The organism is Shimia sp. R9_3, from assembly GCF_017743755.1.
Classification (GTDB): Bacteria; Pseudomonadota; Alphaproteobacteria; order Rhodobacterales; family Rhodobacteraceae; genus Shimia.
In genome coordinates this window covers 872,895-898,996 of the sequence record NZ_JAGHRP010000002.1, presented here as the reverse complement: position 1 = coordinate 898,996, position 26,102 = coordinate 872,895, and the positions used below count along the sequence as shown (strand labels likewise).

The window sequence follows — 26,102 nt, the reverse complement described above, 5'->3', positions numbered from 1 at the left end:
GCCAACCCCACCTTCAATCAGGTCATCACCACCAAACGTGGCTAGGCGATCGTCGCCCGCGCCCCCATACACCGTGAAATGCTCAAAATCGGTGAAACTGATATTGTCGTCGTTATCAGAGTTCGTGAGATACCTACGCGTGTTGAGCCCTGAAGTGGAGGTCGTCACCCGGGCAGTCAGACCACGAAAATCTGCGATCCCGTGATCTTCGCCTGCGTTGCCATCAACTTCATGCGTTGTCTGCTGCGAACGTGCAACAATCGTAACCTCGTCATCGCCAGAACCTAAACTGCCACTTATAGCTTCAATGCCCGTCCAGGACCCGCCCACACCTTCACCAGTCGCCAGATTGATCCGAATATCTGAGGTCTCTTGGGTTACATCGAAGTACACTCGATCGATCCCGGCACCACCTGCGACTATTTCCCCGAAACCAACATTCAAAAAAGTGTCATTGCCGCTGCCACCATCCATGACATCGACACCGGCGCCGCCGTCGATGACGTCATCTCCGTCAAGGCCAAGAATGCCATCGTTCCCGGTTCCAGTGTAAATTCGGTCGTCTCCCGATCCACCAATAACAAAATAGTTTTCGACTCGAGTGAACGCTAAACTATCATCACCACTGTAGAATGTTCTTGTTTCAGAGCTGGTCGAAGTTGAAATTCCACCAGTCCAACTTCTGAGATCAAGCGTCGCTGTATCTGTCCCGTCGAGACCATCAAAGATTTCGGCACCGGCGGTGGGTACAATCCACTCATCGTCATTATTCTCGGTGAAGGTCACAGACGACCCGGTCGCGTCATCATCAATTATTGTAAATGAGGCCGAGGCGAGATATTGGCTCGCGGGCTGATCAGGTGATGATTGAACGATCAGACCGAACGTCTCCAGACTTTCATCTGAACCATCTTCAAGAATGTTTATGGTTACGGTAGCAGTGTCGATACCTGCAGCAAATACAAGCGGTTCGTTTAGAAGGTGCTCGTAGTCATCATTGTTTGCGCTGCCGCGATCTACGGTCGTACTGACATAAACTGCTTCCGAAAAGGTAGTCTCAGAGCGCGTCACCGTAAAATCGATGAACCCATTGCTTTCTATGAGCGACCGGGAAGCCGGCGATATGGTATAACTTCCGGGCGCGCTTGGTGCAGTTAGAAACTGCGGAATAGAGTCAGGCGTCGGGTCTAGCTTCACTGCGATTGAGGCGCCAGGTGGCAGACCTTCTAAGATGGCCCCGCGGAAGAAGTCGGCAGGCCCGTTTCCATCGCGGTCGACATATAGACTTACAGCGCCACTTCGAGATGTTTCGACCTTAATCAAACTCGACGTTGGCACGCCCTGCGCGAAAAGAGTCCCAACAATGCTCGATACATCAATGACATCACCTTCAGAAGCTGAATAGGTATGAGTATCGCCTTGATTGTAGTCTTTTATGAGATCTTGACCCATAAACGGAAAATCCGCTTGGTTGACTACGAATGTGTCCGCACCTTGCTCGCCATAAAGCTCATCTGTGTCCCTGCCACCCCAGATAATATCATTGTCGAAACCACCATATATGACGTCACGTCCGGCGCCGCCATCGATATGGTCCAGACCCGTGTCACCCCGCAAAGTGTCGTTTCCATCTCCACCAAGGATAAGGTCGTGACCATCGTGACCGCGGATGGAGTCGTTGCCTTCAAGGCCAAGGACATAATCCCCCCGGCTCGTTCCATTCAAAGCGGGAAACACTACTCCGTCATCGTGCGCCGTTTCATCAGACCAAGACGCCCCAAAAAACGATCTCCCATGCCCCATGATGATTGGCATCCCTGCCACCCATAGATCCGATAAATTTGAATCCTGGAGTGCCTGAACGTTGTTGAAGTACAGGCTCGAGTTGTGCTGAAGTCCGAAACCTTTAGAAAAAGGAAATCTTTGGTAATCGACATCAGCGTTGTTGTGGTTTGGCAACTCGATTTCGAGGGTTCCCCCGAAGTCAAAAAAACCAATATTGCTTTCAAGCGCGGAGTTTGGAGTTTGACCATTGAATGCTTCTTGCGTGTTATTAGTGCCATCGCGCTCTGGAAAGGAAACTCGGTCAAGTGAGTGGGAAATCCCAACATACCAGTCAGGCGTCGTCAGTCCTATAATCTCATCTTCTTCAAATGGGTATGGCTTGATATCAACTTCCGCCACATCATAATTTATGATGGATAGATGCTCCGCTATTTCTGCATCAAAACCTGCTGATGCAACTGAAACAACCGACAAGTCCAAGCCTGGAATGTACTCGAACCGTGTGGAGTCTGAAACGGTAAAAATATCCGCCATCGTTCCACCCAAGCTGTGACCACTAACGATGAACCTTTCAATTCCATTATCAAGTACGTACTGTCTAGCGGCCTCAATCAGCGGACGAAACGCCTCATAGAAGGCAACAGAACCTTCATCATCAAACGTTTGACCGTCCGTAAAGGCGGGGAGACCTGCGCCTAAATTGGCGTCATGAGAATCTGTTCCCCGAAACGACAACAACAGAGTCTCAACACCCTCAAATGAAGTCGTTGCCAGAATGCCTTGGGCAGTTTCTTGATCAAATTCAAATAAGCCCAGATTATTCGGTCTAGCGATATACAACCCGGCTTCGTTAAACCTATGAAGATCAGGATCCAAAACAATTTCCAGATCATCTGCCGAAAGCACTCTTATTTCAGACCCAAAAACGGTTTCGACACCGCCTAGTGGATCGTCCTCTCCGTCGGAATCTTCTAACCCGGTTTTATAGGCTTCCAAAGCGCCTAGCATACCTGCGCGGATAACTTGCCAATCCAATGTTGGCTCCTGCGTCGCGGCTTCCCAAGTATCAACGAACGCCACAGGGTCTACCCAATCCGACGGAGCTCCAGCAGGATTATACCCGTCATCCACCGTCGGCAAAGTGTCGCCAAGTGTAATCTCGAAATGCAAATGCGCGACTTCGGAACTACCAGAAGAGCCAAGCGTACCAATCTGCTGTCCAATGCTGATCTGCTGGCCGACAGACATCGCTTCAACACTATCAAGGTGCGCATATAGGGAATGAACGTGGGTGATAATTTGCCCATTATACAACGTTGGTTCAGCAAAGTCGTGACGCAGAACCACATAGTTTCCGAAGCCGCTCGTCGAGAAGTCTTGATCTGACACGACTGACACCACAATCGCGTTGCCGATTGCGTAAACTGGCTCCCCTAGATCTGTGCCTCCAACGGCCTCTCGATTCCAGTCAACCCCCAGATGAAAAGGACCTCCTAAATCCGGATTTGGTTCGTCGAAACCAAGCGCAACATAGTAGCCGTCCCCGTTATTGAGTGGGCTCGTCAAGCCATTCGCCAGTGGATGACGAGGTCGATTTGCGTAAATCGGATTAGGCATGAAACTCGTCTCCCTAATGCAACGCTATTTTGTCTCTAACTCAACCAACATTAGAAATGTTGGTGGAACCTCCTTAGCGAATGAGACACTGTATACTGAAGCGAAGTTCCATCCATGGTAGGGGGCACCAGTATTGCTCAAAGTGCCTCTCGGAGCTTTAGTAATCAAAAGTTCGAAATTTCGACGAAACGGTTCAAGTAATCTTACTGCGCCCTTAATTGGCATTGTAAAACCTCTTACAATAGTTACCCCAATGGGCTAACCCGTCGGCAAAGTAGTTCCCAAATGAAAGATAATTTAATGCAAGAAGTGCGCTAAAATCGCGCGTTAATAAGCTTCAGAAGCACAAACCATTTGACCAAAATCACATAATCTTGATTAACCTATCTTTGACAGATTTAAAAAATCAAGAGGTTTGCACAAACGCATTGTAGAAGAGGTAGAGCCTAGACCGGCATTGTCGGGTAGTCGAGGCCTATCGAGATACTTGTGAAGTGTGGCATGCTGAAAATCGACGACGTCGAAGAAAGACAGCTCAAACTGAAAAAGGTAGGGGGCTACGAGACAATGGGCGCCTCACTCCATTACCCTGAATATTCTCCGATCTCCGCAAATGTTGGCAGCATCGTCTCAGGCAGACGTGTGTACATTTGCGCATACCGCTAATGCCTGGTTCAGGTAGTATTCTTTCGCGACCGTGGCCCAAAGCTTTCTAGCCAACTTGTTGGTTAAGGAAATTGCGGTCAGCATTCTCGGCTTGCGCTCCATCATCTTAGCCATCTAAGTGTCCGCAGGCGTGCCATGTCGCAAAGCTGCGCACTCATCGTCTCGACCAGGTGACGCAACAGTTCGCTCTTTAGGGAATGGCCATACCTGTTTTTCTAGAAAATGGAGTGGTCCGGTGCCCGGTCATTCAGATCAAGGTGGCATAACCAGCGATAAGCAAGATTCAGATGCAGCTCTCACCAAAGGCGCTGCTGGTAGCGGTTGCTGAAGCGATATCCAACCAACAGCATTCGGGTCAGCAGCTATAGCTCAATCAAAGAGCGGCTCGTTTAACTTTAAAAGTCGGCGAGATGCACCGGATGCTCGCCAGATCAAGGAACCGATCAATCTAGCGCAGCAGATGGTTTTGAGGAACATAATCCGTAAGTAAGAATTCATAAAACAACTCACCTGTGCTTCTTGCGTCGGTCCCATCATCAGCCAATCCCTTCCAGCGGCAGGAATTGGCGCAGCAACGAAGCCTTCGATCAACTATAAGTTTTTTTTCACGAAATACGTTTGTTCTTTCCGTGGACACGTTGGAGATGCAGCAAAAATGTGTATCGCAGACCTGCTCAGCTGCTCTGACCTCAAACCTGCGCGGCCAAACATCAACTATCTATGCAATCAGTCTTACAACAGCTAGCAATTCACGCTCTTCTTAATCAGTTAGCCACCGTGTAACCCGCCTTGTTTTAGACGATGCCATCTTCATCGCCGCCGTCTTTGCCGTTCGTTCCGATCCCGCCGCGCCACATTGATTTCATGGTCACGACCAAGTGCCCTATAAAAACCGTCACCCTTCGACCAGTTCAGAAACTGGCTGAAGCTGTCGACCTGATCGTCATTGCGACCGCGTGGAAAGGACTGCATTTCACGCTTAAAGGCAGGCAGCCAGAGTGCCTCTTTTGGCAAGGCGACCTGCCCTCTTCAACAGGCGCGCAGGCACTTTGGAATCGAACCTCTTTGTCCCTTTCGGGTCTGATACGTCGATAGCGACGGCGATCCTGCTCAAAGAGCTCGTCCAACAGGGGCCGTCCTGTTGCCGCATCCTCAATCAGCACTTTGTCAGCCTCCCAGTCATCGGCCAGTCGAAGTGCCTTTGCTTTGAGGTCAGGATAATCGACCTGCCCTCGCCAGACATCCAGCAAGTGCCATGTCTGGTTCCGGAATCCCCAGGTGGTACAGGCCGAAAAGTCGGCCCGTGGGTCGGCAGACATAGCCGTATCCCAGCTTTGCACAACCAATTGGTACCAATTCCGGTCCTGCATCCGGTCGTAGGTAATGAACCATTCCCACCGCAGAGGCGACCCTTCAGGGGCAATCGGGTTTTGCTGATACTGGCAATTGAACGTTGCAGCGCCCATTTCACGTCGTATGCGATCGAGCGTTTCGCGGCACAACCGGGCGGGAAACAGCAAATCCCCTGGTCGTCTGCAGTGGACACGACCATGTCCAATAGCGACGTCTTCGTGATCTTCAGCGATCGCCGGCAGATTGAGGTGGCGATATGTGCCCTTGTCTAGCAAATAGCCTGGCGGATCCATTTCGTGCAGTCGTTGTGCCACCATGACCACACGGCCCTCCGCCGGATTATCTAACCGCGACAGCAAAGTGCCCTCGATAAAGTCCTGCGCTTTGACCAATTCTGCTTCAGAGCTGGCATCACCGGCTTTCAACAGATCATCAATGATGATGTAATCCGCACCATGACCGGTCACCGCGCTGCCGATCGACACGGCCTTGCGACTGCCACCTTTGGTCGTCCGGATTTCCTCTACGGTGTTGCCCTTCCGGGCCAGACGCGTGTCAGGGAACATCTCTTTGTACCAAGCCGTTTCCATAACCTTGCGGCAATCTTCAGAATGCTTGCGCGCCAGATCAAGGCCGTAACTTGCCACGATAATCTTGGCGCTGGGATCATGTCCGAGAAGATAGGCGTTATATGCAACTGCCACGGTCACGGATTTGAGGCACCGTGGCGGAATGTTGATGACCAGGCGTTTGCTGTCGCCGAGCCGAACCAGATCCAATTCATGACACATCGCCTCAACATGCCATGTGGGTTCGAACCCGGCATCAGGGCCATGATGCAAGGTGTTGAATGTCTTCCAGACGAAAGTGAAGAAGTTGGTCCGGGCGATCTCCCGGAGCGCTCCCGCCATCAAGTTTGGGTCAATCGCTGTCATCTTCACTATCCTTGGGGTCTTCCGCAGTGTCGGCCGGATGTGGCGCGACATGAAGTGATGGCGCAAGATGTCGTAGTCACGAAGATCCAGTGCCGTTAAGGCGCCACTCTTCCCGACACCCGCCTCAAGCTCAGCGTCAAACTCAGTTTCAAGTTTGGACAACATGGCAAGCGCCCTCATGTCCCCCTTGAGCGCGTTGGCGACCAGGCGTTTGGCAACCGCCTGGGCCTTGGGCATCTTCACCTCACGGTTGCCTTCTCGCACCGTGACCAGGTCTTCCAATTCTTGCTTCAAGTTGGCGGCAAAACCCTTTGCCGCTTTTGGGCGGCCTTTTGGGTTGCCCGATTGCCCTTTCTTGAACTGCGTGCGTTTGGGGGGCTTTCCATAGCCGACCTCGTAATCAGGCTTCTCATTATCCTTTGACATCGGCCGGCTCCTTATTCTCAACGACACCTGTCGCGCGCTGGTCCCAGGTCTCGCCAGAGACCGCATGCACCGCCTTCTGGCCGGTCATCTCCTGCCAGCGCCGGATGGCGACATCGACATACTCGGGCTCGAGCTCAATCAGCCGCGCCCGCCGCCCTGTCTTTTCCGCCGCCAACAGCGTTGCACCGGAGCCACCAAAGACATCCAGAACCAGATCGCCACGATGGCCGACATCCATCAACGCGTCACCGACCAGAGCCGTGGGCTTGACCGTGGGATGATCCACAAGGTCAGCATCGCGACCTGCGCCAAAACTGTTCACACCGGCGTAGTCCCAAACATTGGTCCGGTTACGCCCATGCTTGCCCAGTTCAACATTGTTGATGTGAGCAGCGCCCGGTTTCTTGAAGATGGCCACCATCTCATGCTTGGAGCGATAAAGGCTGCCCATGCCTCCATTGGACTTATTCCAAACGCAGATATTGATGAGTTCAAACCCGGCAACCTTACCCGCGGCGATCAGCTCTTCGATATGGCGCCAGTCCATGCAAACCATGGCGATGCCACCATCATCCAAACAAGCAATCAAACGGTCGAACACAAGCGTTAGAAAGGCTCGGAACTCTGCGTCCGTCATCTCGCCCGAAGCCATAGCAAACTCGCGATGAGCGCCGGCAGTGCTGCTGCGGACATGACCATTGACTGGCACATTGTAAGGCGGGTCAGTGAAGATCATTTGACAGGTCTGTCCCTCAAGCAACGCCTGATAGCTGTCCGTGTGGAGCGCATCGCCGCAATAGATCTGATGATTTCCAAGAAGCCAACGGTCTCTAGGACGTGCAACAGTGGGTCCTGTTTGGCTCGGCTCTTCAAAAGTCTCGGATTCATTCTCAGAGGCTTCGCTTGCGCCCCCAAGCAAGATATCGATCTCCGGTATCTCAAAACCGGTGATGTCCAGATCAAACTCCAACTCACCTGCAGAGCTCAAATCCATCAGATCGCCAAACTCAATCCGCAAGGCCTCCTCGTTCTAGGCTGAGAGGTCTGCCAGTTTGTTGTCCGCGATCCGATAGGCCTTGATCTGCGCGGCGCTCAAATGATCGGCCCGGATCGTTGGGATCGCCCTCATCTTCAGGCGCTTAGCAGCCTCCACACGGCCGTGACCGGCGATAACGATGTTGTCTCCATCAATCAGGACCGGGACAACAAAGCCGAACTCGGCAATCGACTCCGCCAGCCGTAATAGGCCAGCCTCCGTGTGCAACCGAACTGCGTTGGCATAGAGCTGAAGCGTTGGGAGCGGTGTCTGGTTTATGGTTGTGCTGCACCAGATTGGCCGATTGCGGCCATTGGCAGTGCGTTTACACGTTTTTGCAGGCATGCTCGCCTCCATGAATATTCGACGACTTGCGTCGGGTCTCAAACATGGATCGCTGGTCAGAAGGCAGGAGCACATAGAGCAACGCCCCGGATCCAGCGATCCGGTTCATTGCCTCTGGTGATGCTCCCTAAGGGCACTTGGGCCCGTTGAGTGCTTCTTTCAGGATATGAAAATCCCGTATGAGGCATAGGCAGCATATTCGCCCCCTTCGGCATGCGCAAGAGAAAAATATGTAACCAATTGTAACTGTTGACGAATAATCAGTCGTTTCTAAGGAGAATAAGCTGGACTAAGGCATTGAATAGAGCGTTACTGCCCTTACGCCCGAACAACATTCGGGCGCTCCTCAGTACCGACGCGCGGATCTCCCATTCGCCTTTTCTGAAGGAGAGCTATGATGACCAAACCCAAGCAAATCAAAAGAGACAAAGCTCGTGCAATACTCAACCGCAAGCTTGGCAAGACAAGCCCGGCGATCTGCAAAGCTACGGACTGGCATCCCCATACGACCCGTGCGGTTCTTAGCGGCTTTGGCTTGACTGACTATCGAATTGAACGACCCCCATTCGGGAACGGCGGTCCCTCAGTCTATCGCATTACGGCCGCGCCAGAGGTTCGGGTGTGATGCAATTGATTGATCTGGACACCATGGATCGGGCCGCACTCATTGCGGCCTGGTCGGATTTGTTCAGCTACCCTGCGCCAAAAGGGATTAGCCAAAGCTTTCTGCGTCGATTTTTGGCGGTCGAGTTGCAAACCCGTAGACATGGCGGACTGTCGCGAGCGCTCACCAACAAGCTGGCGCGCGGCAAAGTCGATAAGGCGTCGCGTCCTTCATCCCCGTCCCTAAAGCCCGGCGGCCGCCTCTTACGCGAATGGAACGGAGTCACCCACGTTGTCGATGTGATCGAGGCTGGCTTAGTCTGGAGGGATCAGAGCTGGCGATCACTTTCCGCAATTGCGCGTGAGATTACGGGCGCGCATTGGTCCGGCCCGCGCTTCTTTGGATTGACGGGGGCAAAGGGTAAATGAGCAAGCCGACCATCCGCTGCGCGATCTATACTCGCAAATCTACGGTGGAAGGTCTGGACCAGGACTTCAACTCTTTGAATGCCCAACGTGAGGCTTGCGCTGCCTATATTGCCAGTCAGCGCCATGAGGGCTGGAAAATGCTGCCCGCGCGCTACGACAATGGTGGTGTCTCGGGTGGCACCCTCGACCGCGCCGCGTTGCACAATTTGCTGGCCGAGATCGATGCAGAGCGTGTCGATATGGTCGTTGTCTACAAAATCGATCGTCTGACGCGCTCATTGGCCGATTTTGCCAAATTGGTTGATCGCCTTGATGCCGCAGCATGTTCTTTTGTGTCTGTCACGCAAGCCTTCAATACCTCTTCCTCCATGGGTCGATTGACCCTGAATGTGCTTTTGTCTTTTGCCCAATTTGAACGTGAGGTCACAGCCGAGCGCATTCGAGACAAAATCTCAGCCTCGAAGAAGAAAGGTATGTGGATGGGTGGCCTCAGTCCACTTGGGTATGACCCGCATCCAGATGCGACGCGTCGCGAACTCGTGATAAACGACGATGAAGCTCACGTCGTGAAGACGCTCTTCAATTTTTATGCTCGCTTCGGTCGTCTTCGCGATGTGGCTCAAAAGGCGGATGAGCTCGGGTTGCGATCTAAACGTAGGATCTTTTCGACAGGTCGTGTTCAAGGCGGCACCAAAATGAGCGTGGGCCATATCCATAAGATCCTGACCAATCCGGTCTATCGCGGAATGATCCGGCATAAAGATGCGACCTATACCGGGATCCACCCAGCCATTATTGACGAAGATCTATGGAATAGAGTTCGGGACAAGCTGCAGGCCGCAAGCGTAAAACGTCGAGGTCCTCAACCGGGTGAGCCGGTGGGCAAAGACGGACCCCTTAAAGGCAAGCTCCGTGACGAGACCGGCGATCTGCTCACTCCAACGCACAGTCAGAAAGATGGCAAACGTCACCATTATTATGCATCCAATAGGCTGATCTCAAATGGGCCCGATCCATCGGCTTGGCGACTGCCCGCATCTGCCTTGGAAGCAGCTGTCGTAGAGGCCATTGTCGATCACCTTTCGAATTGCGCAGATCGGCACGTAATTCTGGCGCAACCCGAGGCGAATGCCAGCGCGAGTGCGGCTGCAAATCTGCAAGCCTATCTCCGCAAAATGAAATCTGGCGGAATTGCTATGGCTGCTGAACTCGTCGCAGCCGGGGTTGTCTCGCAAAGCCAGCTTAGCCTAACGCTGGATTCTGAAGTTCTGCGACAGGCAGCTGACCTTCCGCCGGGTGATCTCGCACCTGATCTTACACAAATCCATCAACCATTCCGCTGTCGTCGTCGGGGTGTCGAAGTGAAGATTATTGCAGGTCAACACGTACCCGCGCCGGATCCAACCCTCATTGATGCGCTGCGCAAGGCGCACCGGTGGGCCAATCAAATCAAAACCGGCACATCTCTCAAATTGCTCTCAAAATCGGAAGGTGTGTCCGAGAGATACATGGCGCGGATCATTCACCTCTCGGGACTGTCTCCCAAGCTACAAGACGCGATTATCGCCGGCACACAGCCGGTGGAGATGACACTAAAATCACTGCTGAGCCGCCCACTTCCACTTGATTGGACGGCCCAAGAGCATCGTTTCAATACTCTTCAGTGATCCACTCCCTGTTTGGCCAGGCGAGCTCCCTGTTTCGGTGTTTGATTTCCCTGTTTGGCCGAAGATTTTCCCTGTTTTGCGCCCTAGGGAAATATCTCATAAGACATTGAATTATAATCGGTAAATTTAAGTGACCAGCATTTGCTGGCACCCCGTTTGCCCGATTTCCTTGTAAATTGGCCGAAAACAGGGAAATCTCCCCCAAAAAACGGACCCGCGAAATTCAACCACAGAGACCTTGTGCGAATTTGACCGCAGTAGAGTTAGTCAGGTCCGTCTCAGTGGAAGTGGACGCCTCGTAAGTCGCGGTAATCCTGAAGTAATTCTCCGGGAAATGGACGTGCCAATTTGAGAAAAAGGTGCGTGGCGGAGAGACAGGGATTCGAACCCTGGAGACGGTTTCCCGCCTACACACTTTCCAGGCGTGCGCCTTCGACCACTCGGCCACCTCTCCGCATCAAAGAGTTGATGTTGTCATCGTCTCTCTGTGGAGCGGGGTTTACCTCTAACTGTCGGGAGGATGCAAGAGGCAAAATGATGTATTTTTTGGATTTCTGAACAAAAAAGAGCCGCGCAGTTGCGCGGCTCTTTTGAGGTTCTAATAAACCCTTATCAGACAGCTTCTGCGGCCTGTGGGCGATCTCTGTTTGACAGCTCTTCGGCCACCAGGAACGCAAGCTCAAGCGACTGACTGGCGTTCAGGCGCGGGTCACAGGCGGTGTGATAGCGTGCAGAGAGGTCTTCCTCTGTCACGGCCCGCACACCACCGGTGCATTCAGTTACGTCCTGGCCGGTCATCTCGAAGTGCACACCACCCGGGATGGTGCCTTCGGCCTTATGCACACCGAAGAACTCACGCACTTCGCGCAGCACGCTGTCAAACGGACGCGTCTTATAGCCGGTCGCCGACTTGATGGTGTTGCCGTGCATCGGGTCACAGGTCCACAGCACATTGGCGCCCTCTTCCTGAACTGCTTTGACCAGACGTGGCAGATGATCCCCAACGCTGCCCGCACCAAAGCGCGCGATCAGTGTGAGACGGCCCGCTTCGTTCTCCGGGTTCAGCTTCTCCATCAGAACCTTCAGGTCTTCCGCCGTGGTGGTCGGACCACACTTCAGGCCAATCGGGTTCTGAACGCCGCGAGCGAACTCGACGTGGGCACCGTCGGGCTGGCGGGTGCGGTCGCCAATCCAGATCATATGACCGGAACCAGCAAGCCATTTGCCAGAAGTCGAATCCAGACGGGTCAGCGCCTCTTCATACTCCAGCAGCAGCGATTCATGGCTGGTGTAGAAATCCACAGTCTGCAGCGTATGCAGGCGATCAGAAGTCACCCCTGCCGCCTTCATGAAGTCCAGTGTATCGCTGATGCGGTTTGCCATATCCCGGTATTTCTCAGCTTTCTCCCCTTCGGTGAAGCCGAGGGTCCAGGCATGCACCTGATGCACATCCGCGTAACCGCCGGTAGAGAAGGCACGCAGCAGGTTCAGCGTTGCTGCCGCCTGAGTGTAGGCCTGCAACATCTTGCTGGGCGCAGGGATGCGCGATTCTGGTGTGAAGGCCAGATCGTTGATGATGTCGCCACGGTAGCTTGGCAGCTCAACACCATCCACAGTCTCGGTTGGCGCAGAGCGCGGCTTCGCGAACTGGCCAGCCATACGGCCCACTTTGACCACCGGCACCTTGGCGCCATAGGTCAGCACCATCGCCATCTGCAGCATCACCTTGAACGTGTCACGAATGCCATCTGCGCTGAACTGCTCAAAGCTCTCAGCGCAGTCGCCACCTTGCAACAAAAAGGCCTCGCCGCGTGAAGCGGCCCCAAGCTGTGCTTTCAGGCGGCGCGCTTCGCCGGCAAAGACCAACGGCGGATAGCTTGCCAGCTTGGCTTCAACTGCCTTAAGCTCTGCTTCATCCGTATATTCAGGCATCTGAACTCTGGGCTTTGCGCGCCAGTCAGATTTTTGCCATTCTGCCATTGTCTTTACTCCGATTAGACAGGTTAAAGGCACCTTATACAAAAGCTCTTGTGATAGAGCCATAGATGAAATATCCGACTTTGACGGGCGCGTCCAAGACCCCGTCAAATCCAAACAAACAAGGCGCTTTGAAAGCGCCCTCACCACGGGGAAAAGGAAACGATGTCAAAGACTTCGACCATCGGTTCTGAGCTTGGCGACGTCAAAGGACGGCGCTTTGTTTTTGTGCTCCTTGAGAATTTCACACTGCTTTCTTTCGCATCTGCGATTGATTGCCTGCGGCTTGCCAACCGCCGCCTGGGCCGTGAGCACTACACATGGAATCTATGTGGTGAAGGTGGTGACACCACCAATTGCTCAACCGGAACGTCACTGAAACTTGACGCAGATTTGGACGAGTTGCACCGCGATGACACGATTGTGTTGTGTGGCGGCGCTGATGTTCAACAGGCCACAACCAAGCGCTTGCTGAACTGGCTCCGGCGCGAAGCCCGCCGTGGCCCCGCCATTGTGGGTCTTTGCACAGCCTCCTACACTATGGCCAAGGCCGGGTTGCTCGACGGAAAGCGTGCGACCATTCACTGGGAAAATCAGGACAGTTTCGCGGAAGAGTTTGAGGAGATTGAACTTTCCAAGGCGGTCTTCACGGCTGATGGCAATCGCATGACCACAGCTGGCGGCACGGCCTCAATCGACCTGTTCCTGAAAATCATCGCGCAGGATCTGGGTGAAGAAGTGGCCAATTGGGTCGCGGATCAACAGATCTACAACTCGATTCGGACAGATCAGGACACGCAGCGCCTGTCGGTGCCGACACGGATTGGCGTGCGTCACCCCAAGCTCTCCATGGTTATCCAGATGATGGAAGCCAATATTGAGGAGCCGATCAGCCCCTCTTTGCTGGCAAAAGAAGTTGGCATGTCCACGCGGCAGCTGGAGCGCTTGTTCCGCCGCTACCTCAACCGCTCGCCAAAGCGCTACTACATGGAACTGCGCCTGCAGAAAGCCCGCAATCTGTTGATGCAGACGGATATGAGCGTGATCAACGTGGCTTTGGCCTGTGGCTTCGCCTCACCCAGCCATTTCTCAAAGTGCTATCGGGCGCACTACGAGACAACGCCCTATCGCGAACGCGGCTCCCAGAGCGCCCGGCTGTCTGTGTAGCGAATAGTCCAGACAGCCGCCCCCTGCTTTTTCGACTAGTTGGCAGGCGTCATCCGGTAGAGCGTGCCCTTATCATCAGAGAGGAACCAGATGGCCCCATTTGGTCCTTCTCGTACATCGCGCACACGCTTGGTCGCCGATCCTTTTATTTTCTCGACTTCCCGCAGTGGAGCCCCGCTGAGGCGGCTCACGTAGTCAAACTTCAGACTTCCGACGAAGAAGTCCCCGCGCCACTGCGGCCACAGCTTTCCAGAATAAATCATCAAGCCAGACGGCGCCATTGAGGGATCCCAGTAAAACGCAGGTTGCTCCATACCTGCCTTTTCTATCCCAACACCGATCTTCGCCCCTGAGTAATGCGCGCCGTAAGAGATAACAGGCCAGCCAAAATTCGCGCCCTTCTTGATGAAGTTCACCTCATCGCCCCCCTTCGCGCCATGCTCAACCACCCAAAGACGGCCCTCTGCGTCGAGCGTTGCACCTTGGGGGTTGCGATGACCAAATGACCAGATTTCAGGCTGAGCACCAGCCTGGCTTTGGAAAGGATTGTCCCCGACCGCCCCGCCGGTACGCGCGATACGCACAACCGTTCCTTCGTGACGGGTGATATCTTGTGCCGCAGGCCGGTCTCCGCGCTCGCCAATCGTGACGAACAAAGTCCCGTCGAGCGCCTCCACAATGCGGCTACCAAAATGGCGCCCCCCGCTGCTGCCCGGCGCCATTTCAAAGATCCTTTTGGCCTCTGTCAGCTTTGTGCCGTCTTCGGACAAAATCCCGCGATATACAGCGGTACCGGACCCGCCTTTCTGCCGAACGGCCAGGCTGAGAAACACTTCTCTTGACTGAGAAAAATTGCGCGCCACAACCACATCCAAAAGCCCGCCCTGCCCCTGAACATGCGCCTCAGGCACACCACGAACAGCAGTGCGTTTGCCATCTGCAGCAACATGCCACAAACGACCTCCACGCTCAGTGATCAACAGGCCGTCCTCGGGCAGAAACGCAAAGCCCCAAGGGTTCTTGAGATCCTCAACAACCGCTTCAACGGCAATGCGACCTTGAGAGCTTTGAATGCTCTGCGCGGTCAAAGGACTGCTGAAACCCAACAGCGAAACACAAATCATCATTCTCAAAAGTCGCATGCAACACCCTGATATTATGCAAATATTCGGCATCTAGCCGCTTGCTATGGGAAAGCTCCCGCCAATGATGAAAAATTGGTCAACAGCCTCTTTCCTTTTGATTTTAGCGCGCTTAGGCTCCAATTCGGAATAACAATAAATCACTAGGGAGTAAGAACATGAAAAAGCTGCTTATGGCCTCCGCCGCAGGCGCATTGCTGGCCGGAGCTGCATCTGCAGAAGACATCAAAATTGGTGTCATCCTGGGCTTCACCGGACCTCTGGAATCCATCACCCCAGCAATGGGTGACGGCGCTGAACTGGCAATCAAAGAAGTGAATGACAGCGGCAAGCTGCTGAACGGCGCGAGCGTAACTGCTGTGCGTGCAGACTCCACTTGTATTGATGCAGCAGCGGCAACCGCAGCAGCAGAGCGTCTGATCACCTCTGATGGCGTCAAAGCGATCATGGGCGCGGACTGCTCCGGCGTCACCGGCGCGATCCTGCAGAACGTTGCAGTGCCAAACGGTGTTGTGATGATTTCCCCATCGGCAACCTCCCCGGGCCTAAGCCACGCCAACAACGAAGACAACGGCCTGTTCTTCCGCACCGCACCTTCTGACGCCCGCCAAGGCGTTGTGATGACCGAAATCCTGATGGAAGAAGGCATTAAGGAAGTTGCTGTTTCCTATGTAAACAACGACTACGGCAAAGGCCTGGCAGATGCGTTTGCCTCCGCTTATGAAGCAGCAGGTGGCTCAATCACCATCAGCGCGGCGCATGAAGATCAGAAAGCGGACTACTCCGCAGAGGTTGGCGCACTGGCGGCGGCCGGTGGCGAACGTCTGGTGGTCGCAGGCTACGTTGACGGCGGTGGATCCGGCATCGTGCGCGCCGCAATCGATACGGGCGCATTTGACACCTTCCACTTCCCTGACGGCATGGTCGGCGACCAGCTTCAAGCCAACTTCGGTGACGAAATCGAAGGCTCGACCGGTCAGTTCCCAGGCACCGACAGCCCGGGCGCAGCCAACTACGGCAAGATCGTAGGCGATGCGTTTGATTCCTCCGGTGCATTCTCTCCGGAAAGCTATGATGCTGCGGCACTGATCATGCTCGCCATGCAAGCAGCTGGCTCTGCAGAATCTGCTGATTTCAAAGAGAAAGTCATGGAAGTTGCAAACGCACCTGGCGAGAAAATCTACCCAGGTGAGCTGGCCAAAGCTCTCGACATTATCGCAGGTGGCGGGGATGTCGACTATGTGGGCGCATCCGCTGTTGAGCTGATCGGCCCGGGTGAATCGGCTGGCAACTACCGCCAAATCGTTATTGACGGCGGCGAGATCACCACAGCTAAGTATCGCTAAACAAAGCGTGACTTGAAACAGAAACAGCCCGGCCTTGCCCGGGCTGTTTCTCCATATATAAGGCGCAGCCAGAACTGTGCATTCGGGGGAAAAGCCATGATCGTCGTAGAAGACGTTCACAAACACTTTGGAGGGTTTCATGCCGTTGACGGTGCGACCCTTCGGATCGAGCCTGGCTCGATTACCGGGTTGATCGGCCCCAACGGCGCCGGAAAAACCACTCTTTTCAACGTTATCGCGGGTGTCCTTCAACCCACGTCCGGTCGTGTGACCATGGCGGGCGAAGACATCACCGGCCTGCCGCCACATGAGCTGTTTCACAAAGGGCTGCTGCGCACGTTTCAGATCGCCCATGAATTCAGCTCCATGTCCTGTCGCGAGAACCTGATGATGGTGCCCGGCGGGCAATCTGGCGAAACGCTGTGGAACACTTGGTTTGGTCGCAAACGCATTGCGGATGAGGAACGCGCCTTGCGCGCCAAAGCCGACGAAGTGCTTGAATTCCTGACTATTGAACACCTTGCCGACCATAAGGCAGGTCAGGTTTCCGGTGGTCAGAAAAAGCTGCTGGAGCTGGGGCGCACCATGATGGTGGACGCCAAGATTGTCTTTCTGGATGAGGTGGGCGCCGGGGTGAACCGCACCCTGCTCAATACCATCGGCGATGCGATTATCCGCCTGAACAAAGAGCGGAATTACACATTTGTCGTCATCGAACATGACATGGATTTCATCGGCCGCCTCTGTGACCCCGTGATCTGCATGGCAGAAGGCAAAGTGCTCGCAGAAGGCACTTTGGATGAGATCAAAGCCAATGAACAGGTGATCGAGGCCTACCTCGGCACCGGGCTCAAGAACAAGGAACAGCTGAGCGCATAACACGTCGGTATCGCATCGGTATCGCGGCTGTATTGCAGCGGTAAAGCGACGGTGCATTGACGGTGTTATCTGCTTGCTCAGTGAGGAGTGATGGGATGACGGGGAACCCGTATCAGGACGATCGTGGCAACAAAGACGCCTCGATCACCAACCCGAAAGGCGGCGGAGAGCTTGTGAGCTCGGTCGGCACCGGGAAAGAGATGAACACGACCAATGCCTTTTTGGTCGGCGACAGCATGACCGGCGGTTATGGCAAGGACGGTCCGGACATTTTGCACGACTGCACCATTGCCGTGAACCCGGGCGAAATTGCCGTGATCGTGGGGCCAAACGGCGCGGGCAAATCCACCGGTATGAAAGCTGTCTTTGGCATGCTGAACCTGCGCCAAGGCTCGGTGCGACTGGATGGGGAGGACATCACCGATCTGACCCCGCAGGCGCGCGTCGCCAAAGGCATGGGCTTTGTGCCGCAGACCAACAACATTTTCACCTCCATGACCGTGGAAGAGAACCTCGAGATGGGGGCCTTCATCCGCACCGATGATTTCTCCGGCACCATCGAGCAGGTCTATCACCTGTTCCCGATCCTTAAGGAGAAGCGCAACCAACCGGCCGGAGAGTTGTCCGGTGGCCAGCGTCAGCAGGTGGCCGTAGGCCGCGCGCTGATGACCCAACCCAAGGTTCTGATGCTCGATGAACCCACCGCGGGCGTGTCGCCCATCGTGATGGACGAGCTGTTTGACCGCATCATCGAGGTCAGCCGCACCGGCATTCCAATCCTGATGGTCGAGCAAAACGCCCGCCAGGCGCTGGAAATCGCCGACAAAGGCTACGTGCTGGTTCAGGGCCGCAATGCCTACACCGGCACCGGCAAAGACCTTCTCGCGGACGACGAAGTCCGCAAGTCATTCCTGGGGGGCTGAGGACCATGGACTTTCTCAACGCCCTTGTGGCGCTTTCTAACTTTGTTCTGATCCCCGCAATCGCCTATGGCAGCCAGCTTGCGCTTGGAGCGCTCGGGGTGACGTTGATCTACGGCATTTTGCGGTTTTCCAACTTTGCCCATGGCGACACCATGGCCTTTGGCGCGATGCTGGCTGTGCTGATCACATGGTGGTTCCAATCCATGGGCCTGAACTTGGGGCCGCTGCCAACCGCCCTGCTGGCCCTGCCCTTTGCGATTTTGGGCACCATGGCGTTGATGCTAATCACCGACCGCATGATCTACCGCTTTTACCGCGAGCAAAAAGCCAAGCCGGTGATCCTTGTGATCGTGTCCATGGGCGTGATGTTCATCATGAATGGTCTCGTGCGCTTCATCATCGGCCCAGCGGATCAGAAATTCTCTGATGGCGAACGGTTCATTATCTCGGTGCGCGAGTTCAAACAGATGACTGGCCTGCGCGAAGGTCTTGCGATCAAAACCACGCAGGGCATCACTGTGGTGGTCGCCATCGTTGCTGTGGCGCTGCTGTTCTGGTTCCTGAACCGCACCCGCACCGGCAAATCCATGCGAGCCTATTCAGACAACGAGGATCTGGCGCTGCTGTCGGGCATCAACCCTGAACGCGTTGTGATGTACACTTGGTTGATTGTGGCGGCACTCGCGACCACGGCTGGTGTGCTCTACGGGCTCGACAAATCCTTCAAACCGTTTGTGTATTTCCAACTGCTGCTGCCGATCTTCGCCGCAGCCATCGTCGGCGGGCTGGGCAGCCCGCTGGGTGCCATTGCCGGGGGCTTTGTGATTGCCTTTTCAGAGGTGACCATCACCTATGCGTGGAAAAAAGTGCTGAAATATATGTTGCCTGAAAGCCTTGAGCCCTCCGGCCTCGTGCAGCTTCTGAGCACCGACTATAAATTTGCCGTCAGCTTTGTGATCCTGATCGTGGTTCTGCTGTTCAAGCCGACCGGCCTGTTCAAGGGGAAATCGGTATGAGTGAACAGCTAAAAAACACCGCCCTCTTTGCCCTGGTCTTTGGCCTGATTGTACTGACCGGCTTTATGCAGAGCTGGAACGTGGCGCTGCTGATTCTCAACATGGGGCTGATTTCGGCAATCATGGCGCTTGGCGTGAACCTGCAGTGGGGCTTTGCCGGGCTGTTTAACGTTGGTGTTATGGGCTTTGTCGCGCTTGGTGGTCTGGCCGTTGTGTTGACCTCCGCGGCACCTGTAGACGGTGCCTGGAGCGCAGGTGGCTGGCGGATCATGATCGCTTTGCTTGCAGGTGCCGGCACAATTGTGGGCGCGGTTATGCTGCGTCAGAAAATGCCTGCTGGGCGTGCGCGCAATCTCGCAACGCTCGCCGTCCTGGTGGCGGGCTTTTTCCTCTACCGCGGCATCTTTGATCCCGGTGTGGCCGCAGTCGAAGCGATTAATCCGGCCCTGCAAGGCAACTTGGGTGGTCTGAACCTGCCTGTGCTACTGGCCTGGCCTGTGGGTGGCCTGCTGGCTGCAGGTGTGGCCTGGCTGATCGGCAAAACCGCTCTGGGTTTGCGCTCTGACTACCTGGCGATTGCAACGCTGGGGATTGCGGAGATCATCATCGCAGTGATGAAAAACGAAGACTGGCTGGCGCGCGGCGTGAAAAACGTGGTCGGGCTCGACCGTCCGGTGCCTTATGAGATCGACCTGCAGAACTCCTCGACCTTCATCAACCGCGCTGAAGGCCTGGGCATGGATGTGGCGACAGCCTCGTCGATCTTTGTGAAGCTAAACTATTCGGTCCTGTTTGCCATTGTGCTGATCCTGATCTTCGTGATGGCGCAGCTTGCGCTGAAAAGCCCGTGGGGCCGGATGATGCGCGCGATCCGTGACAATGAAGTGGCTGCCGAAGCCATGGGCAAAGACGTCACCAATCGCCATCTGCAGATCTTTGTGCTGGGCTCGGCGGTCTGCGGCATTGCGGGGGCGATGATGACAACGCTTGATGGTCAGCTGACACCCGGCACCTACCAGCCGCTGCGCTACACCTTCCTGATCTGGGTGATGGTGATTGTTGGTGGCTCCGGCAACAACCTTGGCGCGGTTTTGGGCGGCTTTCTGATCTGGTTCCTGTGGGTGCAGGTTGAGCCGATGGGGCTCTGGCTGATGGAGCTGGTCACCATCGGAATGGCGGAAGACAGCGGCCTGAAAAAGCACCTCATCGACAGCGCGGCCCATATGCGCCTGCTGACCATGGGGGTTGTGTTGCTTCTGGTGCTGAGGTTCAGCCCGCGCGGCTTGATCCCTGAAAAGTAAGAGAAAAAGGCGCTCCCTCGGGAGCGCCTTTTGCCTTCGGCGAGGATATTTTGAGAATGAGAAGGGGCTGGCTCAGCGCCCTTTGAAGAGACCGCCAAGAATGCCGCGCACGATTTTGCGCCCCGTGGTTCCTGTCAGCTCTTTCATCACCATCTTGCCCATGGCGGTGCCAAAGCTGTCATCTGAACGGATACGCATAGAGCGAGAGGACGACCGGCTCACGCGACCTCCACTGTAGCGCCGGGCCGCGCTGAACTCGCGCTGAGCCGTGGGTTCTTCTTCTTCCTGAGCTTCCACGACCTCCGCTTCCTTGGCCGCGCTTGCCGCGCGATCGCGCAGCATTTCATAGGCGGAATGGCGATCCTTGGGGGTGTCGTATTTTCCGGCAACCGGTGAATTGGCCATCACATTTGCCCGCAGCGCCTGATCCAGGGGCCCCAGTTGCGACGATGGCGGACGGATCAGCGTGCGCTCGACGATGCCGGGCACGCCTTTCTTCATCAGCATCGAGGTGACAGCCTCCCCGACGCCCACCTCGCGTATCGCCTCTTCAGTCTCAAAGCGGGGGTTTGGGCGGTAGGTTTCTGCCGCAAGGCGCAGCGCTTTCTTATCGCGGGCTGTAAAGGCCCGCAGAGCGTGTTGGACGCGGTTGCCCAATTGCCCGAGAATATCCTCGGGGATGTCGTCAGGGTTCTGGGTGACGAAGTAGACCCCCACCCCTTTGGAGCGGATCAGGCGCGCCACCTGCTCCACCTTGTCAATCAGCGCCTTGGGCGCGCCGTCAAACAGAAGATGCGCCTCATCAAAGAAGAATACCAGCTTGGGTTTCTCCGGATCGCCCACCTCAGGCAGGGTTTCAAACAGCTCAGACAGAAGCCATAGCAGGAAGGTGGCATAGAGGCGCGGCGCCCCCATAAGCTTGTCTGAGGCAAGGATGTTGATGCGACCGCGGCCTTCGGCGTCAACCCGCATCAGATCAGACAGATCCAGTGCCGGTTCACCAAAGAGTTTGTTGGCCCCTTGGTTTTCCAGAACCAGCAGGCGGCGCTGAATGGCACCAATCGAGTTGACCGAGATATTGCCATAGCGCAGGGCCAGCTCTGCGCGGTTCTCTCCAACCCAAACAAGCAGCGCCTGCAGATCCTTGAGATCCAGCAAAGGCAAACCCTGCTCATCCGCTAGCCGGAAGGCGATGTTGAGAATTCCCTCTTGCGCCTCGCTAAGCTCCATCAGTCGCGCAAGCAGCAACGGCCCCATCTCCGCGACCGTGGTGCGCACCGGATGCCCTTGTGCCCCAAAGAGATCCCAGAAGGTCACTGGGAAGGCTTTGTAGCTGTAACTCTCAAGGCCTATTTTTTCAGCGCGGGAGGTGAAAGCACCGTGCAATTTGGCCTCCGCGCTGCCGGAAGCTGCAAGACCTGAGAGGTCGCCCTTCACGTCAGACAGGAACACCGGCACCCCGGCTGCGGAGAATCCTTCCGCCAGAATCTGCAAGGTTACAGTCTTTCCAGTGCCGGTTGCCCCAGCAATCAGGCCATGCCGGTTGGCATATTTCAGAGAAAGCCCCTGTTTTTCGCCATAATCGGGGCCGCCACCGCCCAAAAAAATCTTGCCGTCCATCAGTGACTTACCTCGCCGTTGCCCTGAAAATGAGTTGGTTAACCGAATGCAGAATACATTGTTAACCTTTTTGCCCCATTTTCAAAGGTGTTCCAGACCAGAGCTTAACGGTTTTGGGAACGAACTCCTCCCTGTTGAGTACTGGCCGCACGCACTGTGCGGCCCTTTTTTTTGAACAATTCCAAGGCAGAAGAATTTCTTTTTCCTGTTGACCGCAAACGATTTTGGCCGTAGCGTTTTGGCAATGAATAAGTCGGCCAGTCCGACGGGGAGTGAAATATAGGGAGAGGGCCCAGTTTTGGGCCCTTTTTCTTTGGAAAGTGATTGTTCCTTCAATCCCTTACACGCCATCCCTCGTGCAAACTTAGTTTACCCTGTCGGCCCAGTTGCAAGGCGTGCTTTGCCAGATGTGTCCGCTCACAAAAGCGAAGCCTGTCAGCATTGATCAGGTTTTCATCAAGCGTGACCTGACAATCAAATTCTGCCGTGTTAAGCGACGGCAGACGACATGAGAACAATCAGGAAATCACATGCTCAAACTTCCAACTTTTATTGCCGCGTTGCTCGTGGCGAGCCAGCTCTCTGCGCAGAGTGTGCCATCCCTGTCTGACGGATCGCTGGCAATGGGGGAAGCCGTGGCCGGTCAAGGTGAAGCCCAGATCCCGCAGGCCCCGAACAATGACGTGACCACCGAAGTGATCGGCGACTGGGAGCTGCAATGTGCGGCCAGCGGGCCGGAGCCGCGCCCATGCCGTTTGTACCAGCTTTTGCGCGATCAGACCGGCACGCCGATCTCTGAAGTTACACTGTTCAAACTGGCCCAACCTGAAGGTCAGGCTGTGGCCGGTGCAACATTGATTGTCCCGCTTGAAACCCTACTGACCTCGCAGTTGACCATGGCCGTGGACAGCAACAACGCCCGCCGCTACCCGTTTGCCTTCTGCAACCAAGCTGGCTGTGTCGCGCGGATCGGATTTAGCGAAGCCGATATCAACAACTTCAAAGCTGGCAATGTCGCACAGATCACCATTGTGCCCGCCTTGGCCCCGGATCAGGTGGTCACCGTGGAAATGTCCTTGGCTGGGTTTACCAAAGCCTTTGACACCGCAGGTGGCGTCGATCAGTAAAAGCTCCCAAAGCGTCAAAAACAACAAAGCCGCGCACCTGATGGTGGGCGGCTTTTGATTTTCTGAAGTCTGTGTGTTGGCGGTCTTGTGGTATCAGACCTTCTTTAAAGCCATCACCGCATTCAGCCCGCCAAAGGCAAATGCATTTGAGAGCGCCACATCCACATTGGCCTCTCGCGCCTCATTGGGCACAACATCCATTGCACATTCAGGATCGGCTTCCTCATAGCCGATCGTGGGCGCAATGACGCCATCGCGCAGCGCCATAATGCAGGCCAGAAGCTCCACCGCACCGGTGCCGCCAATCAAATGACCATGCATAGATTTTGTGGAGGAAATCATCAGCTTATCGGCATGGGGGCCAAAGACATCGGCCACCGCGCTGCATTCGGTTTTGTCGTTTGCCGCCGTACCGGTGCCATGCGCGTTGATATAGCCCACGTCTTCGCGGTTCAGCTTGGCATCGGCCAAAGCGCCGGAGATCGCGCGGGATGCACCCTGACGGGAGGGCATCACAATATCGGCCGCGTCTGAGGTCATGGCAAAGCCGACCACCTCAGCCAGAATTTCCGCACCGCGCGCCTTGGCGTGGTCCATCTCTTCAAAGACAAAGACACCTGCGCCCTCGCCCTGCACCATGCCGTTGCGGGTGGCCGAAAACGGCCGGCACGCATCCTTGGACATAACCCGCAGCCCTTCCCAGGCTTTGACGCCGCCAAAGCAGAGCATGGATTCAGCTCCGCCGGTGATCATCACCGGAGACATGCCGGAACGGACCATCTGGAAAGCTTGGGCCATCGCATGGTTGGAGCTCGCACAGGCAGAGGCCACCGTAAAGCTCGGACCTTTGAGGTTAAACTCCATGCTGATGTGGCTCGCCGCGGCGTTGTTCATCAGCTTGGGCACGACAAAGGGGTGTACGCGGTTTTTGCCGTCCTCATAGACGGTCCGGTAGTTTTCATCCAGCGTCTGCATACCACCGCCGGAGTTGCCAAGGACAACGCCGGATTTTGCGGAAAGCTCACCGGAAAACTCAAGACCGGCCTGCCCCAGCGCCTCACGTGCCGCAACCAGCGCGAACTGCGTAAAGCGGTCATAGAGCGAAAGCTGCTGCCGGTTGAAGATAACCTCAGGCTCAAAGCCCTGAACCTGCGCGCCGATCTGGACGCCCAGACGGTCCACATCGCGCATGTCCAACTCGCCAATGCCACAATGCCCTTCGCGCATGGCTGCAAGCGTTTGTGGCACATCATGCCCAAGGGCGTTGATTGTGCCGGCTCCGGTAATGACGACGCGCTTCATGTCCTCTTTCGCCTTATTCGTTCTGCGAGTGCAGCTCAGCCTTCAACCAGCTTTTCAATGCCGGAAATGATGGTGGCTACCGAGGAAATGTCAAAGTCACTCTTCTCAGGCTCATTGGCATTGAAAGGGATCGAAATATCAAAGGCCTCTTCAATGGCGAAGATGCTTTCAACCAGACCAAGGCTGTCGATGCCAAGGCTCTCCAAAGTGCTGTCCATAGAGATGTCAGAAGGCTCCAAAACCGCCTGTTCGGCAATGATTTCAATGACTTTGTCTTTGACACTCATTTCTCTTCCTTTCCCGCGGTCATCGGGTTTTAGGACTTAAAGCCCAACTTCGAAACAGTTTTTTGAAGATCAGCAAATTGCTTTGCCAATCGGGGCAACCGTCTGAGAGCTTTGTACATTTCCAGATTGGTTTCCATCTTGACCGCAGGGTAACCAAGCACAACCTGCCCCGGTGCCACCTTGCTCATCAGCTTGCTGCCGCCACCGGCGATGACGTTGTCGCCAATGGTGGTGTTGTCAGTGACGCCAACCTGCCCGCCAAGGACTACGTTGCTGCCAATGCGCGTGGAGCCGGCGATGCCGACCAATCCGGCAAACAGGCAATCATTGCCCACGACAACATTGTGCGCCACATGAACGAGGTTGTCGATCTTGCAACCATTGCCAATCTTGGTGTCGCGCACCGTGCCGTAATCTACACAGGAGTTGGCCCCAATTTCCACGTCATTTCCGATGGTTACAGCACCAAGCGAATGTATACGCGCCCAGGCTTGTTCATTGACGTCACCCTGATCCCCTAGTGAGGCGCGCGCTTTCTCTACACCACTCGCCTCAGGGGTCACAAACGACAGTCCATCCGCGCCAATCCGCGCGCCGGGTTGGGCCCAAAACCGATCTCCGATGGTGACGCGAGCGCCGATGGAAACATGATCGCGCAGCATGGTCTCCTCACCCAGGCGGGTATCTGCACCGATGTGGCAGAACGGGCCAATTACGCTGCGCGCACCAATCTGTACATTTGCCCCAATAACCGCATAAGGTCCGACAGAGACGCCCTCGCCCAGCGAGGCGGTTTCGTCAATCAGAGCGGTCGGGTGAATGCCCTCCGGATAGCCCTGCCCTGGGTCCATCATGCGCGACAGCCCCGACATGGCAAACCGTCCGCGCTTGGCGGTGATCGCGGCCTCAAGCCCCATGCCTTCCCAGTCTGCACCATCCCAAAGAAGCGCCACTTTGGCCTGCCCTTTGGCAAGCCCATCGGCAAATTTCGGATTGGTTAGAAGCGCCAGATCATCCGGGCCAGCCATGGCAGGTTCGGCGACCCGCTCCACGACCAAATCAACGTTGCCATGTGCCTGCGCATCAATTGCCGCAGCAATTTGCTGAACCGTAAACGCCATGTGCAACCCTCCGGATGATGTCGGAGGCGTGT

General features: G+C 55.3%; 20 protein-coding genes, 1 tRNA gene and 1 pseudogene. 10 read left to right on the top strand and 12 right to left on the bottom strand.

The window, feature by feature from the left end; genetic code table 11:
- The 5 genes and pseudogenes from J7412_RS08870 to J7412_RS08850 all read right to left on the bottom strand — a co-directional run.
- The coding region (locus tag J7412_RS08870) for a peptidoglycan DD-metalloendopeptidase family protein (RefSeq protein ID WP_209078296.1) at positions 1-3,402 on the bottom strand (3,402 nt) is incomplete at its 3' end.
- Positions 3,403-4,214: 812 nt separating this feature from the next.
- Positions 4,215-4,605, bottom strand: a pseudogene (locus tag J7412_RS21830) (transposase); the annotation flags it as partial.
- 374 nt (positions 4,606-4,979) lie between these two features.
- Positions 4,980-6,782 carry a DUF5681 domain-containing protein gene (locus tag J7412_RS08860; RefSeq protein WP_209078295.1) on the bottom strand — a complete coding sequence of 601 codons (1,803 nt, stop codon included), beginning with the start codon at positions 6,780-6,782 and terminating at the stop codon, positions 4,980-4,982.
- The gene (locus J7412_RS08855; RefSeq protein WP_209078294.1) at positions 6,769-7,800 is read right to left on the bottom strand and encodes a site-specific DNA-methyltransferase; all 1,032 of its coding nucleotides are present in this window, start codon (positions 7,798-7,800) and stop codon (positions 6,769-6,771) included. The genes J7412_RS08860 and J7412_RS08855 overlap by 14 nt, the downstream gene beginning before the upstream one ends.
- 12 nt (positions 7,801-7,812) lie before the next feature.
- Positions 7,813-8,163 (bottom strand): ParB/Srx family N-terminal domain-containing protein, encoded by a 351-nt coding sequence (locus J7412_RS08850; protein WP_209078293.1) that lies wholly within the window; start codon positions 8,161-8,163, stop codon positions 7,813-7,815.
- Positions 8,164-8,560: 397 nt separating this feature from the next.
- Here J7412_RS08850 and J7412_RS08845 point away from each other — a divergent pair, with 397 nt between their 5' ends.
- Genes J7412_RS08845 through J7412_RS08835 form a run of 3 tightly spaced genes read left to right on the top strand, consistent with a single transcriptional unit; the run spans position 8,561 to position 10,862 of the window.
- Complete coding sequence (locus J7412_RS08845; protein ID WP_209078292.1) at positions 8,561-8,788, top strand: DUF3489 domain-containing protein; 228 nt, start codon at positions 8,561-8,563, stop codon at positions 8,786-8,788.
- The gene (locus tag J7412_RS08840) at positions 8,788-9,195 is read left to right on the top strand and encodes a DUF2924 domain-containing protein (protein ID WP_209078352.1); all 408 of its coding nucleotides are present in this window, start codon (positions 8,788-8,790) and stop codon (positions 9,193-9,195) included. The genes J7412_RS08845 and J7412_RS08840 overlap by 1 nt, the downstream gene beginning before the upstream one ends.
- On the top strand, positions 9,192-10,862 hold the full coding sequence (locus tag J7412_RS08835) for a recombinase family protein (RefSeq protein ID WP_209078291.1): 1,671 nt from the start codon (positions 9,192-9,194) through the stop codon (positions 10,860-10,862). The genes J7412_RS08840 and J7412_RS08835 overlap by 4 nt, the downstream gene beginning before the upstream one ends.
- A 364-nt stretch (positions 10,863-11,226) precedes the next feature.
- On the opposite strand, the gene J7412_RS08830 is transcribed toward J7412_RS08835, so the two are convergent.
- Positions 11,227-11,316 (bottom strand) — tRNA-Ser (locus J7412_RS08830).
- Between the two features lie 158 nt (positions 11,317-11,474).
- Positions 11,475-12,842, bottom strand: a complete 1,368-nt coding sequence (locus J7412_RS08825; protein ID WP_209078290.1) for a 3-deoxy-7-phosphoheptulonate synthase class II — start codon at positions 12,840-12,842, stop codon at positions 11,475-11,477.
- 162 nt (positions 12,843-13,004) lie between these two features.
- Between J7412_RS08825 and J7412_RS08820 the strand changes: the two genes are divergently transcribed.
- Positions 13,005-14,006, top strand: coding sequence for a GlxA family transcriptional regulator (locus tag J7412_RS08820; RefSeq protein ID WP_209078289.1), 1,002 nt, complete (start codon positions 13,005-13,007; stop codon positions 14,004-14,006).
- A gap of 35 nt (positions 14,007-14,041) precedes the next feature.
- Here the strand turns inward: J7412_RS08820 and J7412_RS08815 are convergent, their stop codons facing one another.
- Positions 14,042-15,148 carry a PQQ-dependent sugar dehydrogenase gene (locus tag J7412_RS08815; protein WP_247743812.1) on the bottom strand — a complete coding sequence of 369 codons (1,107 nt, stop codon included), beginning with the start codon at positions 15,146-15,148 and terminating at the stop codon, positions 14,042-14,044.
- Positions 15,149-15,306: 158 nt separating this feature from the next.
- On the opposite strand from J7412_RS08815, the gene J7412_RS08810 reads away from it, so the two are divergent.
- The 5 genes from J7412_RS08810 (at position 15,307) to J7412_RS08790 (ending at position 20,613) form a co-directional block, all read left to right on the top strand.
- The gene (locus J7412_RS08810; protein WP_209060293.1) at positions 15,307-16,494 is read left to right on the top strand and encodes an ABC transporter substrate-binding protein; all 1,188 of its coding nucleotides are present in this window, start codon (positions 15,307-15,309) and stop codon (positions 16,492-16,494) included.
- A gap of 96 nt (positions 16,495-16,590) precedes the next feature.
- Positions 16,591-17,373: an ABC transporter ATP-binding protein gene (locus J7412_RS08805; protein ID WP_209078288.1), complete on the top strand. Its 783-nt coding sequence runs from the start codon at positions 16,591-16,593 to the stop codon at positions 17,371-17,373.
- Between the two features lie 95 nt (positions 17,374-17,468).
- Positions 17,469-18,296, top strand: coding sequence for an ABC transporter ATP-binding protein (locus tag J7412_RS08800; protein ID WP_209060296.1), 828 nt, complete (start codon positions 17,469-17,471; stop codon positions 18,294-18,296).
- A gap of 5 nt (positions 18,297-18,301) precedes the next feature.
- The gene (locus J7412_RS08795) at positions 18,302-19,312 is read left to right on the top strand and encodes a branched-chain amino acid ABC transporter permease (protein WP_209078287.1); all 1,011 of its coding nucleotides are present in this window, start codon (positions 18,302-18,304) and stop codon (positions 19,310-19,312) included.
- Positions 19,309-20,613, top strand: coding sequence for a branched-chain amino acid ABC transporter permease (locus tag J7412_RS08790; protein ID WP_209078286.1), 1,305 nt, complete (start codon positions 19,309-19,311; stop codon positions 20,611-20,613). The genes J7412_RS08795 and J7412_RS08790 overlap by 4 nt, the downstream gene beginning before the upstream one ends.
- A 72-nt stretch (positions 20,614-20,685) precedes the next feature.
- Here the strand turns inward: J7412_RS08790 and J7412_RS08785 are convergent, their stop codons facing one another.
- Positions 20,686-22,233: a helicase HerA-like domain-containing protein gene (locus J7412_RS08785; RefSeq protein ID WP_209078285.1), complete on the bottom strand. Its 1,548-nt coding sequence runs from the start codon at positions 22,231-22,233 to the stop codon at positions 20,686-20,688.
- Between the two features lie 530 nt (positions 22,234-22,763).
- On the opposite strand from J7412_RS08785, the gene J7412_RS08780 reads away from it, so the two are divergent.
- Complete coding sequence (locus J7412_RS08780) at positions 22,764-23,360, top strand: invasion associated locus B family protein (protein WP_209060304.1); 597 nt, start codon at positions 22,764-22,766, stop codon at positions 23,358-23,360.
- Positions 23,361-23,453: 93 nt separating this feature from the next.
- Here J7412_RS08780 and J7412_RS08775 read toward each other — a convergent pair whose 3' ends face one another.
- The 3 genes from J7412_RS08775 to lpxD are packed head-to-tail and all read right to left on the bottom strand — an operon-like array spanning position 23,454 to position 26,070.
- Positions 23,454-24,662 carry a beta-ketoacyl-[acyl-carrier-protein] synthase family protein gene (locus J7412_RS08775; protein ID WP_209078284.1) on the bottom strand — a complete coding sequence of 403 codons (1,209 nt, stop codon included), beginning with the start codon at positions 24,660-24,662 and terminating at the stop codon, positions 23,454-23,456.
- Between the two features lie 35 nt (positions 24,663-24,697).
- Complete coding sequence (locus J7412_RS08770; RefSeq protein ID WP_209060308.1) at positions 24,698-24,949, bottom strand: phosphopantetheine-binding protein; 252 nt, start codon at positions 24,947-24,949, stop codon at positions 24,698-24,700.
- A gap of 29 nt (positions 24,950-24,978) precedes the next feature.
- Positions 24,979-26,070: a UDP-3-O-(3-hydroxymyristoyl)glucosamine N-acyltransferase gene (lpxD, locus tag J7412_RS08765; RefSeq protein ID WP_209078283.1), complete on the bottom strand. Its 1,092-nt coding sequence runs from the start codon at positions 26,068-26,070 to the stop codon at positions 24,979-24,981.
- Between the last annotated feature and the right edge of the window lie 32 nt (positions 26,071-26,102).

Bases quoted from the DNA above. Each gene is read 5' to 3' on its own strand.
- J7412_RS08850 (WP_209078293.1), bottom strand. From the start codon at position 8,163: ATGCCTGCAAAAACGTGTAAACGCACTGCCAATGGCCGCAATCGGCCA.
- J7412_RS08840 (WP_209078352.1), top strand. From the start codon at position 8,788: ATGCAATTGATTGATCTGGACACCATGGATCGGGCCGCACTCATTGCG.
- J7412_RS08815 (WP_247743812.1), bottom strand. From the start codon at position 15,148: ATGCGACTTTTGAGAATGATGATTTGTGTTTCGCTGTTGGGTTTCAGC.
- J7412_RS08790 (WP_209078286.1), top strand. From the start codon at position 19,309: ATGAGTGAACAGCTAAAAAACACCGCCCTCTTTGCCCTGGTCTTTGGC.
- lpxD (WP_209078283.1), bottom strand. From the start codon at position 26,070: ATGGCGTTTACGGTTCAGCAAATTGCTGCGGCAATTGATGCGCAGGCA.
- J7412_RS08785 (WP_209078285.1), bottom strand. From the start codon at position 22,233: ATGGACGGCAAGATTTTTTTGGGCGGTGGCGGCCCCGATTATGGCGAA.
- J7412_RS08820 (WP_209078289.1), top strand. From the start codon at position 13,005: ATGTCAAAGACTTCGACCATCGGTTCTGAGCTTGGCGACGTCAAAGGA.
- J7412_RS08835 (WP_209078291.1), top strand. From the start codon at position 9,192: ATGAGCAAGCCGACCATCCGCTGCGCGATCTATACTCGCAAATCTACG.
- J7412_RS08770 (WP_209060308.1), bottom strand. From the start codon at position 24,949: ATGAGTGTCAAAGACAAAGTCATTGAAATCATTGCCGAACAGGCGGTT.
- J7412_RS08810 (WP_209060293.1), top strand. From the start codon at position 15,307: ATGAAAAAGCTGCTTATGGCCTCCGCCGCAGGCGCATTGCTGGCCGGA.
- J7412_RS08780 (WP_209060304.1), top strand. From the start codon at position 22,764: ATGCTCAAACTTCCAACTTTTATTGCCGCGTTGCTCGTGGCGAGCCAG.
- J7412_RS08860 (WP_209078295.1), bottom strand. From the start codon at position 6,782: ATGTCAAAGGATAATGAGAAGCCTGATTACGAGGTCGGCTATGGAAAG.
- J7412_RS08845 (WP_209078292.1), top strand. From the start codon at position 8,561: ATGACCAAACCCAAGCAAATCAAAAGAGACAAAGCTCGTGCAATACTC.
- J7412_RS08800 (WP_209060296.1), top strand. From the start codon at position 17,469: ATGACGGGGAACCCGTATCAGGACGATCGTGGCAACAAAGACGCCTCG.
- J7412_RS08825 (WP_209078290.1), bottom strand. From the start codon at position 12,842: ATGGCAGAATGGCAAAAATCTGACTGGCGCGCAAAGCCCAGAGTTCAG.
- J7412_RS08775 (WP_209078284.1), bottom strand. From the start codon at position 24,662: ATGAAGCGCGTCGTCATTACCGGAGCCGGCACAATCAACGCCCTTGGG.
- J7412_RS08795 (WP_209078287.1), top strand. From the start codon at position 18,302: ATGGACTTTCTCAACGCCCTTGTGGCGCTTTCTAACTTTGTTCTGATC.
- J7412_RS08805 (WP_209078288.1), top strand. From the start codon at position 16,591: ATGATCGTCGTAGAAGACGTTCACAAACACTTTGGAGGGTTTCATGCC.